Annotated in this window: 13 protein-coding genes; all 13 read right to left on the bottom strand. The window is 70.0% G+C overall.

Going from position 1 to position 14,916, the window contains the following annotated elements; genetic code table 11:
- Nucleotides 1–16: 16 nt before the first annotated feature.
- Nucleotides 17–808, bottom strand: a complete 792-nt coding sequence (locus PBV52_RS51005) for an ATP/GTP-binding protein (protein ID WP_274250073.1) — start codon at nt 806–808, stop codon at nt 17–19.
- A gap of 98 nt (nt 809–906) precedes the next feature.
- Nucleotides 907–1,521, bottom strand: a complete 615-nt coding sequence (locus PBV52_RS51000; protein ID WP_274250072.1) for a hypothetical protein — start codon at nt 1,519–1,521, stop codon at nt 907–909.
- Nucleotides 1,522–1,973: 452 nt separating this feature from the next.
- On the bottom strand, nt 1,974–2,264 hold the full coding sequence (locus tag PBV52_RS50995; RefSeq protein WP_274250071.1) for a hypothetical protein: 291 nt from the start codon (nt 2,262–2,264) through the stop codon (nt 1,974–1,976).
- Nucleotides 2,261–2,899: a hypothetical protein gene (locus PBV52_RS50990; protein ID WP_274250069.1), complete on the bottom strand. Its 639-nt coding sequence runs from the start codon at nt 2,897–2,899 to the stop codon at nt 2,261–2,263. The genes PBV52_RS50995 and PBV52_RS50990 overlap by 4 nt, the downstream gene beginning before the upstream one ends.
- Nucleotides 2,896–4,005 (bottom strand): bifunctional lytic transglycosylase/C40 family peptidase, encoded by a 1,110-nt coding sequence (locus PBV52_RS50985; protein ID WP_274250068.1) that lies wholly within the window; start codon nt 4,003–4,005, stop codon nt 2,896–2,898. The genes PBV52_RS50990 and PBV52_RS50985 overlap by 4 nt, the downstream gene beginning before the upstream one ends.
- Nucleotides 4,002–6,341: a hypothetical protein gene (locus tag PBV52_RS50980; RefSeq protein ID WP_274250067.1), complete on the bottom strand. Its 2,340-nt coding sequence runs from the start codon at nt 6,339–6,341 to the stop codon at nt 4,002–4,004. The genes PBV52_RS50985 and PBV52_RS50980 overlap by 4 nt, the downstream gene beginning before the upstream one ends.
- A complete protein-coding gene (locus tag PBV52_RS50975; RefSeq protein WP_274250065.1) occupies nt 6,338–6,829 on the bottom strand; it encodes a hypothetical protein in 492 nt (163 codons plus the stop codon). Before PBV52_RS50975 ends, PBV52_RS50980 begins: the two co-directional genes overlap by 4 nt.
- 336 nt (nt 6,830–7,165) lie before the next feature.
- Nucleotides 7,166–7,480 (bottom strand): hypothetical protein, encoded by a 315-nt coding sequence (locus PBV52_RS50970; protein WP_274250064.1) that lies wholly within the window; start codon nt 7,478–7,480, stop codon nt 7,166–7,168.
- A gap of 2 nt (nt 7,481–7,482) precedes the next feature.
- A complete protein-coding gene (locus PBV52_RS50965; RefSeq protein WP_274250063.1) occupies nt 7,483–10,158 on the bottom strand; it encodes an ATP-binding protein in 2,676 nt (891 codons plus the stop codon).
- Complete coding sequence (locus tag PBV52_RS50960) at nt 10,155–10,760, bottom strand: hypothetical protein (protein WP_274250062.1); 606 nt, start codon at nt 10,758–10,760, stop codon at nt 10,155–10,157. The genes PBV52_RS50965 and PBV52_RS50960 overlap by 4 nt, the downstream gene beginning before the upstream one ends.
- Nucleotides 10,757–11,089 carry a hypothetical protein gene (locus PBV52_RS50955; protein ID WP_274250061.1) on the bottom strand — a complete coding sequence of 111 codons (333 nt, stop codon included), beginning with the start codon at nt 11,087–11,089 and terminating at the stop codon, nt 10,757–10,759. The genes PBV52_RS50960 and PBV52_RS50955 overlap by 4 nt, the downstream gene beginning before the upstream one ends.
- Nucleotides 11,086–12,222, bottom strand: a complete 1,137-nt coding sequence (locus PBV52_RS50950; RefSeq protein WP_274250060.1) for a conjugal transfer protein — start codon at nt 12,220–12,222, stop codon at nt 11,086–11,088. Before PBV52_RS50950 ends, PBV52_RS50955 begins: the two co-directional genes overlap by 4 nt.
- 953 nt (nt 12,223–13,175) lie before the next feature.
- On the bottom strand, nt 13,176–14,846 hold the full coding sequence (locus PBV52_RS50945) for a DUF2637 domain-containing protein (protein ID WP_274250059.1): 1,671 nt from the start codon (nt 14,844–14,846) through the stop codon (nt 13,176–13,178).
- Nucleotides 14,847–14,916: the final 70 nt, after the last annotated feature.

Raw genomic sequence — 14,916 nt, 5'->3', positions numbered from 1 at the left:
ACGTCACGTCAGCTGCTCAGCTGCCTACGGCCTGCAGCTCACCGACTGCCACCTGAACCTGGGACTGGCGGACCTCGGTCAGCTGTCCACCCCCGCCACCACCGGCAACCTCCCAGTCGATCGACCAAGTCGACGTGGCGGTCAACTTGAACTTGCCGCCTGCGTCCGCAGAAGTCTTGGAGAAGGTGTGGCCGCAAGTCGGTGACTCGGCCATGCCCTTGGACTCGGTGTAGAGCGTGCCCGGACCGTTGCAGGTGACCGTGGAGCCGTCGCCCATGTTCCACACGATCTTGGTGACCTTCGCGGTGGCCGTGACCGTGATTCCGCCAGCCGAGGCCGAGGCGATGTTCGGCCCGTATGTGGTCGCTGCTTGGTTGACCCACATCCACATGGGGACGCCGATCACGTACTTTCCGGCCGCGCGAGGGCTGGCGATGTCCGGGCCTTTCAGAGTCATCTTGTCCACGGCCTGCTGAGCCAGTACGGCAGGATCGACAGCGGGCGGTGGGGCTGCAGCCCAGAACGTCGTGACGGTGTTGTTCACATTGAGGCCGATGAACTCCTCAGTGGTCCAACAAGTGCGGGTGTAGACAGCCCCGTCGTCGGGATCGTGCCCCTCCCAGAGTGCGCTACCGGCAGGCGGCGGAGGGGCCAGCTTCTGCACGGTACAGACCGGTGCGTCCGGATCCGGCTTGCCGGGCTTACCACCCGAGTCCTCGCCGCCGCCCGTCGAGGCCGGCGCCTGAGAGCCGTTGGAGCCGTCCACCCCAACGCCGACGCAGAAGTCCACCGCTGTGCAGCTGCCCACATCGACGTTCCCATTCCCCGGCCCATCGGCGGCCTGTGCACCGGCAGTCATGCACGCGAGGGCGGTGGCTGTGGCAGCGCCGAGCAGGACGGCCCGCGTCAGCATTTGCTGTTCTCCGGCGTGGCGCTCAGCACGACCCATCGGTCCCCCCATTTCTCGGCTTTGACGATGCTGACGTACCGGGTGAGTCGCTCCTTCGGGAGCTCGATCTCCTTGCGGGTGTCGGCATCGACGAGCTTCCAGCTGGAGACGTCAACGCAGTCCCGCACGGTGGCCGAAGCGACTTTGCGGTCCAGGTCCATCGCCCGGACCTTCGGAGAGAGCGTGACCTTGCCCTGGGCGATCTGGCCCGCGCTCTTCATCGCCTTCAGGTCCTGCTTGGCGGAAGCCAGGGCCGTGCCGACGGCGTACTTGTCCAGCTTGGTGCCGTCCGGACTCGCCTTTGCGTACGCCTTCTCCTTCTCGTCCCAATAGCTCCGGTAATCGGCCAGGAGCGTCCGAGATGCCGCTTCCTTGGGATCCGTGGCGGGCGTCTGGCTTCTCGACGCCGAGGAACTGTTCTGCGGCGTGGGGCCCTTCGCTTCGTCATCCTTCTCACCGCCGCAAGCAGTCAAGGAGAGCACCGCACACGAGGCAGCCACCAGGCCGATAAGTCGATTTTGCTGATTTCGGGTGCGAAGCGTGTTGCGCTTCGGTCGTATCGCTCCTGCCATTACGCCTCCCCGTTTCTTCCCTTTCATCGCCGTTCGACCTGGGGTGTGGTGCGCAAGGTGATGCGACTGCCACGCTCACTGAGGTCTCGGGCGCGTGCCGTAGTCACATACGTTACGCAAAGAATCGTCAATACCACAGTCCGTTCTTCCTGCTCAGCCCCACAGTGCGGGCACGAAACCGTCACATTCCCGCACGGCGGGATACGCAGCTCGATAAATCAGCAGCCGCTTCCCGTCATCAGGGACTCAAAGAGTCACAGCTCGCGCCGTGTTCCGGTCATTGACCCGAGCGCGGAGGTCCGCGACGCCATCGCCGATTGGTCCTCGGTGCCAACGGACCGAGCGGCCATGGGAGTTGGAGTGCTGGCGCGGAACCGGATTCCCCTGAGATCCCACGGCGTGGTCTCGGACGAGCAGGACGTGCACGCTACCTCCATCACTCAATCTCTGTGTCACCAGTCGTCGCCGGAATCCGGCTGGACCTTGTGGCAGTACATGCACTGATTGCGGCCGTGACGGACGCGGGTCCGCCCTCCGCACTGGTCGCACTCGCCCCGTTCGCGGACCGGACCCTTGCCAGCGACGCAGGCCGGGCAGGTGTGGCCCTCCGCGCTGTACGTCCAGCCGGACGCGGAGACATAGTCAGCGAACTCGGGGCAGTTGAGTTCGTACGGGTCATCGACGGGTTCGAGCATCAGGGCGTTGCAGGCCCGCCGGTCACAGGTCACGGCGTCACAGATCATCGGGGCTCCCAGGTGGTGTGGTGGCGGGTGAGCAGGATCTGGGCTGGGCGTCCGTCTTCGGCCTGGCCGGCGGGGTCGGTGCCGGCCCAGACCAGGTGGACCCGGACGCGGTCGGGCTCGCCGTTGACGGTGCGGGCGATGCCTGCCTGGATGCGTACGTCGCGGTACGGGGCCCGCAGCAGCTCGCCGCCGAAGTAGCTCGGCCACTTCTCCCGGCCTGCGCCGGTGACTTCGGCAAGCCAGATGCGGGAGGCGAGGGCGACGAGCTCCTTCTCCTTGGCCCGTGGCAGGTCGGCGGGTGAGGAGCGCTCCAGGAGTTGCTGTACGGCGTAGTCGCCAGCGGGGCCGTCGCCGGGCACCGGGACCACGTCAGGAGCCGGTGCGGTGCTGGCCACTGCCGTAGGGGAAGCGGGGGGAGCGGACGGGTGCGCGGGGCGAGGCGTGGTGTCCACTGCTGCTGCGGGTGTTCTGGGTGAGGTGGGCTGTGCCTCGGCCTGGTCAACGTGGGCATCCCGGCCGCTGTGGTCGGCGGTGCCGGGGCGGAGCAGGGCGATGCCGAGCAGGACACAGAGTGCGCCTGCCAGCAAGGGCACGAGAGCGGAAGACCTGCGAGGCGTAGGGGTGTTGGTGCTCATAGCAGGCGGGCACCTCCCGCGTAATTGTTGTCCCAGACGGCTTCGGTGCGGACCTTGGTCCCAGGCCGTGGGGCGTTGACCATCTGCCCGTCTCCCAGGTAGATGCCGACGTGGTAAATGGTGCTGTCGCTGGACGTGTTGCCCGCGAAGAAGACCAGGTCGCCCGGTTCGAGAGCGCCGACGCCGCGGCTGGCGGGGATGCGTTTGCCGACGCCAGCCTGTTGGGCAGCGGTGCGCGGCAGCGAGATCCCGACTTGTGCGTAGGCGTAGGTGGTCAGGCCGGAGCAGTCGTATCCCTTGATGTTGGTGCCGTCGCTTCCCCCGGGGGAGCAGCAGATGCCCGTGGTGGGGCCGTTGGCTCCGCCGCCGCCCCAGCTGTATTTCTCGCCGACTTCGCTGAGGGCGGCGTTGATGACGGCGCGTGCGTTACCGGTGGCGTTGGCTCCGATTTGGATGGTTCCGTCGCCGAGTTGGCTGTAGCGGTCGATCCAGGACAGGACATCGGTGACGTACGCCTGGGAGTGGTTGTACTGCAGGATCGCGGCCTTGAGCTGGGAGCGGTCGGTGAGGTTGCGTCCCTTCCCGCACAGGTAGACCGCAGCGCCGAGCGCGGCGTCGTCCGCGTTGTGGGGGTTCTTGGTGCCGTCGCTGTTGCCGTCGCGCCCGGTTCCTTCCCAGGTGGAGGGGAGGAATTGGAAGGGTCCGACGGCGCGTTCGCTGGTGCTCGTGTCGTCCCACTTACCGCCGTCGGTGTCGCGGAAGGCCGTTCGGTTGCCGCCGACTCCGGATCCGTCGAGGACGGGGCCGAGGATGTGCGGGGTGATGTCGCCGTTGTCCTTGACCGTACGTCCCCCTGCGTGGTTGGACTCGATCTTGGCGATGCCGGCGAGGATCGCCCACGTCATGCCCTTGCACTTGGGGACCTCGCCCGGCAGTTGCCCGGCCGCCGACTGGTAGGCCATCAGCATCCGTTGCGGGATGCCGGAGACCTTGCCGACGGTCTCCATCGCGGGGGTGTCCTTCTCCCTGGCAGCGGCGAACACGACAAGCAGAACGGGGGTGCAGAGCAGGGCAAGGATCACGGTGGCGCAGCCGAGCTTCTTCACCGGCTATCCCCCGTGCCGCCGTCTGCCGGGTCGGGTTCCCAGGGGAAGCGGCGCATCCAGACGTCGTCCGGGACGTGACCGTCGTCGGTGGCGGGGCCGCCGTAGTAGCGGGGTCGGCCGGTTTCGTCGAGCCAGTTCTGCTGCCAGGTGCGCAGGCGGTTGGCCCGCTGGATGGGATCCGCGACCGCCCGGTAGCTGCGGCGGGCGGGGGTGGTGGCGTCGCGTACGCCGGCGCGGGTGTCGGATCGCCAGTGCGCGGACTGGTTGCCGTAGTGGGCTCGCTGGCGGCCGAGCTCCTGGTTCAGTTCGGTGGTCAGCTCGCTCTTGGCACGGCGCATACGGGTCCACGTGGCGGGCAGGCCGACGGTGGAGTAGAAGGCCACCTTGCCGGTGCGGACCAGCATCCGGCCGCCGCGGGTGCGGCGCAGTGCGGATTCGAAGCGCGCGCCATAGGGGATGACGCCCTCGTCGCTGTTGTCGATGACGCGGCCGGTGCGTCCGTCGATGAGGGTCGGCAGCGGCCGGCCGTCCGGGCCCACCGGTGTGATCTTCTGGCGGGGGCGCTTCGGCCCGATCAGCGCGGCGTGTGTGGCGCGCATGCCCAGCGCGACCGGGGCGAGGGCGCGGCGGGCTTCGGCAGCACCCTCGGCAAGGTAGTTGCCGGGGTGACCGGGCATGCCGGTGGAGTCGCCCAGGGCACGCAGGCCGGAGGCGAGGCCGGCGTGGCGGTTCATGAAGGACACGTGCGCGGCGGAGCCGCCGACGCCGCCCGGGCCGCCGTAGTTGACGGAGGAGATCGCGGCGGCGGTGGCGGCGGCGTTGGGGTCCATGGTGTGGCTGCCGCCGATGCGGGCGTAGCGCATGCGCTCGGCGATGCGGTGTCCGAGGCTGTGGCCCTTGCGGAGCATGATGCGGTGCGCGACCAGGGCGGTGACGGCCAGTCCGTTCAGTGTGAGCAGCCGTTCCATCAGCGGCGTCTGGTTGTTGGCGAGCAGGAAGCGGGCGGCGACGCCGAAGGCCGGGATGAACACGGCGATACCGAAGAGCACGACGACGGAGGAGGCGTAGTGACCGCCCCACCGCCACAGCACGGCCCGGTTGGGGCCCGGCAGCATGGACCAGGCAAAGACAACGACCCCGCACACGGCGGCGATCGCGCAGCCGAACTGGGCGGCGAAGAGGGCCAGGACCATGGCCAGGATGACGATGGCGACGATGAGGACGGCAATCAGGACGAGTCCGGCCCCGATGACCCGCTCCCACGTGGCTGTCTTCATGGTGGACGCGGCGAGCTTGCCCTCGTCCCCCAGCTTTTCGAAGGCGTCATGTGCTTTGCCGACCCCGTTGTCGCGGGCGCAGTACTCATACGCCGGGCCGATGATGGCCCCGCAGGGGTCTTCCTTGGGCTTCTTCGGGTCGATGAGCTGCTTGTGGACCTTGTAGAGCGGGCTGTCCTTGTCGATGTTCTGGCCGTACTCAAGGAGCATGTACGGCTGCACCACCAAGGTGTCGGTCAGGGTGCGGGTGATCGGCTTGGAGACGTCGGCGGCGTTCAGGCGGCGCTCACCGGTCAGGCAGGTGTCGCGGGCCGGGCCGGCGACCAGGTCGCAGTCCTTCTTGCGTTCCTCCGCTTCCTTCTTGGCGTCCTCGGCGGACGTGTCCTGGTCGGCTTCGCGGCAGGCGTTCTGGGCGGGCCCGGTGATCAGGTCGCACGGGTCGTTCTTCTTGCCGTCGTCTGCGCCGACGTTGGCGGTGATGGTGGCCGCCTCCAGCGCGGCGCGCTGGGTCTGCTGAATCGGTCCGTCGTAGCCGAGCAGCATGTCGGGCCGCACGATGCTGGTCGCGGCGAGCGCACCGATGAGGAGGGTGAGCATGATCTCGCCGACGCCGCGGGCCACCCTGCCCCGCATGATCAGGATCAGGCCGAAGACGAACGCCCAGGCGAGGAAGAGGGGGGCCAGGCCGAGCGGGCCGATGATGTGCTTCTGGTAGGCGTCGGACACGTCCTGGGCGGGCCCTGCGAGCTTGTCCAGGACCGGGAACTTGTAGGCCCAGTCGATCAGCCAGCAGATGAAGCCGACGACGGTACGGCTCAGCGCGAAGATGCCGGACATCGAGAAGGACAGGACCGTGCCGATAATGCCGTCGTCGCTGCCGGTCAGCTCGTAGTGGTCGACCGGCACGCCTTCGGTCGTGTCCACGTTCAGCGGGTCGAGCAGGCCCCCGGAGTCGCCGTCGGCGGCGAAGGACGGCGTGCTGCTGAGGGCCATCAGCAGCACGGTCAGAGCCGTCACGGCTCCAGCTGTCTGCCAGCGGTGGCGGGCGGCGGGGGTCACGACCGGCTCCGGCGGCGGTACAGCAGGACGCCGATGCCGAGCAGCGCGGGGAGCAGGAGCAGCGCGCCGGTTCGGGTGATGCCGCCGCCGGATGGGGCCGGGGAGTTGGTGCCGCGTCGGCAGTAGTCGTAGGCGGGGCCGACGATCAGGTCGCACGGGTCGCTGGCCGCTGCCGTGTCGCCCACCGCGGCAGCCGGCGTGGCCGTGGGGGTGAAGGCGTGGCCGGTCTGTGGCCACCAGACCTCGGGGACCCCGTGGGCCATCACGAGGACGGCCACTATCCCGGCTGCGGTCAGCAGCAGCGCCAGCGCGGTGACGAGGTGGCGCGCGCGACGGGGGGCAAAGGTGTCGCTCATCGCGTACTCCGAGGAGGGGCCGGAAGCGGTGGACGAAAGCGGCGCCAGGGGGTGGTGGCCGTGGCGGTTGGGGTGGTGGGGCGCCGGGGCGGCGGCATGGCCGGGGCAGCGGCGCAGGACGGGGACGGGCATGGATGGCTCCTCGGCGTACGAAAGAAGGAGGGGGGATGAGGCTGTGCCGTCACTCTTCGCCCGGGCGCTTACCGCCTCGCTTGCCACCGGTGGCCCTGAGCCGTCACAAGCCCATAACTCCAGTACCGGCCAGCGTGGTAAGTGAGCGCCGAGCCGGTGGTGAGTGGCGTGGTGAGCGGCCTCAGATACACGGCACGCCCGGGAATTTCAGCGGGGTCAGTCAGGGAGCGGCGGCCTGGCGGCAGGCAGCCGCGCCCACGGCTCCGTGTCGAAGGTGTGGAATTTCGTGCGCCCCCCTTCGCGGGGCACGTGAGGCCCCGCGAAGGGGTGGCTCACTCAGGTCCACGTCCACGGTTCGCGAGAGCCCGCTGCGCGTCCGGCGGTCATGGCCAGGTCGTAGGCCATGACCGCCCAGACGTCGGGCATGAGCTTGTGGTTGGAGGCCTTGAAGAGGAGGTCAGCGATGCGGCTGGCATCGACGGGGTGCACCCTGATCGGGGCGCCCGGGGGACGGCAGAACAGTCGCCGGATCGAGCGCCATTCGGCGGCGGACAGCACGTGTGCCAGGTGCTGGGCGAGGGTCGCCATCGAGCTGTAGGCGCAGGAGAACTGGCCTCCCTCGCGGGTGCCATGGGAGATGGCCCAGGTCATGGTCAGCTCCGGATCGCAGACAGGTGGTCTATGGCTGCGGGGGTTGCGTGGGGAAGGAGCAGCTCGTCACGGAGGGCTGGGGTGTCGGTGGGTGGGGTGTCTTCGGGGGTGGTGAAGATGTCCTGCAGCAGGCGGTCGACGTTCGGGACGAGGACCTTGAACCTTCCGATCTGCATCCGCGGGTCGCGGCCGAGGATTTCGCCGGCCCGCTCGGTCTTGCCGAACGGGGACAGGTCTTTGGTGACCATGCGCAGGAGGGCCTCGTCGTCTCCGGGCAGGCCGAGCCATTCCAGGCCGCGCGCCGCCAGCACCGGATCGGCGGTACGGCTCAAGAAGCGGTAGGCGAGCAGTCCTCGGGCGGTGGAGTTGCCCAGTTCGCGGACGTCGTGGCAGCCCAGGCCCACCCCGGCGCCGTGTTTGCGGCCGTCGTAGACGATTTCGTCCACCAGGGCCTGGCCCTCGGCGGAGGAGGTGAGCCAGTACGCCTCGTCCAGGGGCAGCAGGGTGAACCGGGCGTCGGTGAAGGCTGTCTCGCGGGCGATCGCCGCGATGAGGTAGAGCACGGCGCGGCCGATCAGTGCCTCCAGCGGCTGATTGCGCATCAGCTCGGGGTCGGTCACCGCCTCCCGGGGCGGCAGGGTCAGGCCGGCGGTGGTGATGACGACGAAGTCGCTGGATGCTCCGGAGGCGGAGCTCATGTCGAGCGGGGGCAAGTCGGGGTCGAAGACTGCGGCGGCGAGCGGTTCGTCGGCGGCGACCGCGAGCCATTCGACCAGGGAGGCGGCGCGCTGGGCCCGTGGCCCTTCGCCTGCGGCCATCTCCTCCAGGGCGATGATCACTTGGGCCATGCACGGGAACGAGGACTCGCTCGCGGTAGTGACGGCTTTCTTCAGCAGGGCGCCGTACTCGGTCAGCGGTCCGAGGCCGAGCTGGACGGTGAGATAGCTGAGCGCGTAGCGGGCGCCGACGGCTGGATCGTCGAAGACCCTCAAGGGGTCAATTGACAGCTCGGCCCGCGCAGCGTCGACGACTTGGCTGCGGCCCGGGGCGGCGCTCTGGGCGAAGGCGGCCCATTCGCGGCGCTTGGTGCGGTCGATGGCGATGACGCGGCCGCCGCGGTCGACGACGCTGGATGCGATCAGTTTGAGCAGGACGCTCTTGCCGCCGCCCAGATCGCCGGCGATCCCGAAGGATGCGGAGGCGTTGGCGCGGGGGGCGTTGGCAATGTCCAGCAGGATGGGGCTGACGGTGCCGACGTCCTGGCTGAACCCGATCATGGCGCCGGTGGGGTCACCGAACCCGTGCCCGCTGAAGGCGCCGTGCATCGCCCAGTCCTCCCCCAGTTCGTGCTGGGTGTACTGCAGGCGGGTGGCCGCCGGGGCCTGGGTGGCGGGCAGCGTGAGCGTGAAGAGTTCCTCCTGGCCGCCGACGGGGCGCAGCAGCCGGTAGTTGTCGCCGCGCAGCCGCGTTTGGAGCGCACGGGCCCGGCGGTCGCATGCGTCGGCCGTGTCCGCCCACACCGTCATGGCGGTCACCGCCTGGACCTCGACCTCGACGCTGGTGCGGGCGGCCCGCGCGTCCAGATCCCCGAGGTCTTCGGCGGCGTCGTGGATCTGTTCCGGCAGCCCGGTGGCGCGCTGGGCAGAGTACTGCTCGGCCTGGTCGACCAGGTCCCGCTTCTTCTTGCGGACCTCCTCGACGACCTTCTCGGTGGGAATGAGTCGCATGTCGACGACCCAGTCGACGCCGAACGGCATCTGGTCCAGCCGGGCCAGGAAGGCACCGCTGACGGCGTTGAACTTTCTGGGCATCTCCGCGAGCACGAGGTGTGCCTGGTAGGAGCAGCCGGCCTCAGATTCCACCTGCAGCCAGCGACGTCCCACCAGACTCGCCGTCTTCTTCTTGCGGCGGCCGCGCGTTCGGGGCGCCGGCTTGGCCGCCGTACGGTCGGTGGTGTCGTCCTCGTCGAAGCCGCCTTCCAGCAGCCGTACGTGACCGAGGTCCGCGTGCGTGGGAGCGCGCAGGACGCCGCTGACCAGGCGGCTGCCCCGCAGCCCGGAGTGCTCGGCCTCGGTGAGCAGCGGCTCGTCCAGGCCGCGCGCGACGGCGTGCTGATGCATCCACACGATCTCCGCGGGGCGGGCCGGGCGCAGGGCGAGCCCGCCGCCCAGCTCGGCCAGCAGCTGGCGGGCGCGCTGCTGGTACTCCTCGACTTCGTGGGCGGGGACCGGGGCAGGGGGCAGGCCGAGAGTGGCTGCGATCTCGGCCCAGGCCGAGGCGAAGGCCGCGGACAGCTCCGCCCGCGCCCCTCCCGCCTCGAGCGGGACGGCCAGCCACAGGGTGCGCCGGTACATCTCCACGGGCGAGTTAAGGTCCTCCCCCGCCAGCAGATGCAGCTGCGCCTCGGCGACCTCGGCCCAGTACGGGTGGCGCCGGTAGTCGATGCCGGTGACGGTGCGCGCCACGACCTCTCCCGGGTCCACGCGCGCGCACAGCCCGAACAGGCGGGCCTCGCCGGGCAGTGAGCGGACCAGGGAGGTGACCTGGTCCAGGAGCTCGTCACGGGTGTGGTCGTCCATGTAACGCGAGCCCTGCGGCGTGACGTGCCAGATCGCCCACACGGTGCCGGAGGTGGACCACACGATGTTGTCGACCACGTGCCGGATCGCGACCTTCACCGTCCCACCCCCTGCTGGCGGCGCAGCAGCTGCTGCACAGGCGTGGGCACTGGGCGGGCAGCCGGCACGGGCCGGCCGGTGGTTGGACGGCGGCGGCCGCGGCGGCACGCGGTCGTCTTCCGCACAGTGGGGGCGGCCGGTGCGCGGCGCGGGCGGCGGACGGCGGTCGCGGTACGGCGGCCGGTGGGGAGTCCGTCTCCCTGGGCGTCGGGTGCGGTGGTCTCCTCGATGAGGATGCTGCCGGTAAGGACGCGGGGGCGGCGCTCGCGGACGCTGCGGCCGCTTATGCGGCCGGCCGAAGGCTGCAGCGCGTACAGCGCCCAGCCGTAGGCGATCCACAGCGGGGAGCGGCCGCCGATCCGGCTGGCGCGCACCGCCCACACGGCGACACCGAGAGCGATCACCGGCACCGGCCCCATGAAGGACCACCACGCGAACGTCTTGATCAGTACGTAGATACCGCCGGCGGCGATGACGAGCTGGGCGGGGGTGTAGGGGCCCAGCGGCAGCGTCCAGTCGCCGACCTTGCCCAGGACCCAGGGGTGACGGCGGGCGCGGGTGTAGCTGCGGCCGACCCGCGCCGCGATAACTGGTGTGCTCACGCGCGTTCACCGCCCGCCGCTGGTGCCGTCGGCTTCGTGGTGCCGGGCCCGGGGACCAGGGGCGCGTGCACGGCCGGTGCACCCTTGATGTTGGTCACCTCGTCGGTGACGGCGTCGGAGATGTCGGTGCGGCCGTTGTAGATGCCGTTGGCGATGACGAGCCCGATGAGCGCGCCGATGCCCGCCTTCATCGAGAACTTCTTGATGATCGTAACGACGACGATGGCCAGCAGGCCGAACTTGAGCGAGCCCTCCGCCCACCCGTTGCCCACATTGAGCAGGTGGTCGCCGATGTCCTCGAACTCGCCCGCCAGGATCACGCTCTTCACGCGGCCACCTCCCAGCCCGCGACGCGGACGGCCGGACGGACGGTGAGCACACCGGTGGAGCTGGAGGGGGCGTCCGCGGTGGTGTCGGTCGTGGACGGCGTCACCGTGACGGTGCTGCTACCGCCCTCCTTCTCCTTCGTGTCAGTGCTCTCCAGCCCGGACTGCAGCGCAGTGACCTCCCAGCGACCGTCGCGGGCCGTCAGCTTCAGGGCGTACGACAGCGGCCACTGCCCGCCTCCCCCGTCCGTCGCGGTGATCTGCACCCGGACGCGGACGCTCGTGCCGTCCGCGCCGACCGCGCCGTCCGTGCGCTCGACGGCACGGATCTCGTCGACCTGCACGTCGGTGAAGGAGGCCGAGACAAGTGCGGGCAGCGTCACGCCCGGGGCCAGGTAGCGCTCGGCGCCCTCCTCGACCTTCAGGTAGGAGGTCAGGAACTCGCCCACCGTGGTGGCCAGGAGCGAGGTGTCCGGCACGGTCGTGCCGTACGGGTCGGCCACCTCGTCCAGCACGGCAGGGCCAGCCACCTCCATGGGGGCCGCAGTGACGGCGAAGGACTGGGCGACGCCGGGCCTGCTGCCGGTGTCCTTCAGGACGAGCGGCAGCGCGAAGTACCGCAGGCTGCTGTCGGCCGGGGGCGCGTCGTCCTGGTCCGCCGCCGCGGCGGGTGCCTTGAAGAGGACGGCCAGGGTCACCGACCAGCCGGTGTCGGACTGGCGCAGGCTGCGCACCGCGGCCAGGCGCTCGACGTCCGGCGCATGCTCGCCCCACGCGGGTGGCTGCAGCGCGGGCGCCATCGTGTGCAGCTCCGTGGCGGCCGCGTTGCCCTCGCCACTGCCGCTGCGCAGCCACAGGTCGAGCACCAGCTCGGCGTAGCCGGCCGGGTCCGGCGAGGCCTGCGTCTTGTCGGCGGCCGCGGCCTTGGGAGTGTTCTGGCTGGGCACGCCCGGGTCGGGGCGGGCGCAGCTGGCCATCAGTCCCAGCGGGCCGGCGGCCAAGGCGATCCACACCGCAGTGCGGACCAGGGCGCTGCGACGGACGGGCAGCGACCGCGTCCGCGGCAGCGGGCTCGGGGCGACGGGTTCGCCGCTCGTGGGACGGCGCCGGTCTCGGCGCAGGCGGGAGGTGAGCATGGACGGCTCCTCGATGTGCAGAGGGAGTTGGTCTGTGCCGTCACTGTTCGTCCGGTTGCTTACCGCCCCGCTTGCCACCAGCGGCCCTGAGCTGTCACAAGCCCATAACTCCCGCCCTGGCCAGGCGTGGTAAGTGAGCGCGAGCCTGGTGGTAAGTGGCGTGGTAAGTGGGCTCGGCCGTGGTAAGCGACCCCGTCCCGTACTCACCACCGCAGGTCAGAGCCGGTTTGATGGGCGGTGAGCGGCGGATCGTGTGCGCTTACCGCCACCCGCCCGGCACGGTATTCGGTGCGGTCCGCTGCGCGCCGAACTGGTCGCCCGGTGAGCGGTTCAGGGTGGCGGTGCCAACCTGAGGCAGAGCGGGATCGGCGGCTACGCCGCAGGGTGCGCACGAGAATCCACGCTTCCGACACGGCGCCGATCGGGCCCTCGCGGGATCGGTCACATGTTGCTGGCCGTTCCCGGCGATAGCCCACGACGGTGGCCGGTGGGGCGGGAGTTTGGAATCGGCGGCGGAGCATTCCAACGTGGCGTCCCTCGCGGTCCGGCTGCATTCCACCCCGGCACGGGCTGTTCGTTCCAACTCCCCGCGGTTGTGCTGATCGAGGCACCGCACCGGCATTCCATCGGACCTGCGTCGCTCGGTTGCGCGGCCCTTGGCCTGCCCGGTCTGAGCGCCGCGAGCCGGTGCTGACACCGGGTGCCCGCCTGTCGCCCTCCCGTTGGAAAGTTGGAAAATTGCAGGTCACCGCGTTTTCCAACGAGTTACTCGGCCAGCGGCTAGCCACGGGGGCGGGAGTCTCCGGCGGCGGAGCAGCGGCCGGGGAGAGGGGTACCCAGAGCAGAGTTCGGCCCTTCACCCGGACTCGGCAGGGGCCGGTTGAGGAGCCGTTCCAACCGGCGGCGGACGGACATTCCAACGTCCCAGCGCGGCCGGTCGGATCGGTTGGAACTCACGCCCTCGCGGACTCCTTCGCCGCCCGGCGGAGATCGCCGATGTACTTGCGGACGGAGCCGACGGTGTAGCCGGGCATCAGCTCGGCGAGCTGGGGGGCGAGCTTGTTTGCCGACAGCTTCCGCATCTCGTCGGGCAGGCGCTGGTAGTGCCACTGCACCAAGTCGATGCCCTTGAGGCCCTCGGGCGTCTCGTCTCGGTTTTCCCCATCGCGCTCCGTCGCCTCGTCGGTGAGAGCGTCCTCCTCATCCACCCGCTCGGGGCCGGAGGTGGCGTCGGGGGCGAGGCCGTCGGGCTGAGCGGGGATGCGCATCTGGACGTGGAGCCGGTTGCTGCCGCCAGTGCGGTCGGCGGGCGTGCCGGCCACCTCGGCCGGGCTGCCTTGGAATGCGGGGTTGGAATCTTCCAGTTCCTGGCGCTGTGCAGTGCTCGGCGCAGCATTCCAGTCCTGGGGGGATTCCAATGCGGCGTCGTTCTGCGGTGACGGCGGGGCGACCGGGGCTCGCTGGAACGTCTCGATTGCGTGGTCGTGACCAGCCCACTGGTTTTGGACGTCGGCAGCGAGGGCTGGAGCGGGTAGCGCACTCCCCCGCTGTCCGGACGGCTCGGCCTGATCAAGCTGCGCCAGGATCGGCAGCAGGAGCGCCTCCGCGACCGGCCCCCCGGTAGCGGGGTCGGCGATCTGGTACGCGGTAGCAAGGAACTCGGCGAACGTTCGGGCATCTGGGCGCTCGCCGTAGTAGGTGACGAAGTAGTCGTACGCGAGGCGGAGGTCGAGGGCGGCGAGCTGCTCGGCCTGCGCGGCCAGGTCCTCGGAAGCCGGCTGCCCAGCGTCCGGCTCCATCTCCCGGGGACTGGCAGTGTCCACGCTCGGCTTCTCCACCTCGGCGGCCGCAGGGGTGAGTTCGGCCAGCTCGGGGCGTTCCACGGTGGCGTGGGTCTCTGCGTGCAGCAGTGGCAACGGCTCAAGGCCCGAGGCGGCTAGTCCGGCCGAAGCTGTCTCCTGCAGGGGCACGCCGTAGCGGGCCAACCGCAGCGGCATCAGGGACTCCACTGGCGCCTTCTTACGCCAGGCACGGCCGAAGCGGGACCTGAGCCTCGCCTGGTAGACGAGACGTTCCTGCTCCAGCTTGATGACCTGGTCGTAGGAGCGCAGCTCCCACAGCTTCATTCGCCGCCACAGGAGGAAGGTGGGGATGGGCGAGAGGAGCCAGCGGGTCAGCCGGACGCCCTCCATGTGCTTGTCGGCGGTGATGTCCGCCATGCGGCCGATCGCGTGCCGGGCCGCCTCCACCGCCACCACGAACAGGATCGGGATCACCGCGTGCATGCCCACGCCCAGCGGGTCCGGCCAGGCCGACGCGCCGTTGAAGGCGATCGTCGCCGCCGTCAGCAGCCACGCCGTCTGACGCAGCAGCGGGAACGGGATCCGGATCCAGGTCAGCAGCAGATCGAGGGCGAGCAGGACGCAGATGCCCGCGTCGATGCCGATCGGGAAGACATAACTGAAGTTCCCGAAGCCCTTCTTGACGGCGAGTTCGCGGACGGCCGCGTACGAGCCGGCGAACCCGATGCCCGCGATGGTCACCGCGCCGAACACGACCACCCCGATCAGGGCGCGCTGAGCCCTGGTGGGTGTCGCTGCCTTGGACTCCTTCGCCGCAGCCACGCTGCTGCCCTCCCGTATCTGTGATGAACAGGTTTCACACTGTCATGTGCGCATCGATGGTGGGACGTCG

This window comes from Streptomyces sp. T12 (genome assembly GCF_028736035.1).
Taxonomy (GTDB): Bacteria; Actinomycetota; Actinomycetes; order Streptomycetales; family Streptomycetaceae; genus Streptomyces.
This window is presented reverse-complemented; position numbering and strand designations above follow the sequence as displayed.

Bases quoted from the DNA above. Each gene is read 5' to 3' on its own strand.
- PBV52_RS50975 (WP_274250065.1), bottom strand. From the start codon at position 6,829: ATGCCCGTCCCCGTCCTGCGCCGCTGCCCCGGCCATGCCGCCGCCCCG.
- PBV52_RS50995 (WP_274250071.1), bottom strand. From the start codon at position 2,264: ATGATCTGTGACGCCGTGACCTGTGACCGGCGGGCCTGCAACGCCCTG.
- PBV52_RS50970 (WP_274250064.1), bottom strand. From the start codon at position 7,480: ATGACCTGGGCCATCTCCCATGGCACCCGCGAGGGAGGCCAGTTCTCC.
- PBV52_RS50990 (WP_274250069.1), bottom strand. From the start codon at position 2,899: ATGAGCACCAACACCCCTACGCCTCGCAGGTCTTCCGCTCTCGTGCCC.
- PBV52_RS51000 (WP_274250072.1), bottom strand. From the start codon at position 1,521: ATGGCAGGAGCGATACGACCGAAGCGCAACACGCTTCGCACCCGAAAT.
- PBV52_RS50950 (WP_274250060.1), bottom strand. From the start codon at position 12,222: ATGCTCACCTCCCGCCTGCGCCGAGACCGGCGCCGTCCCACGAGCGGC.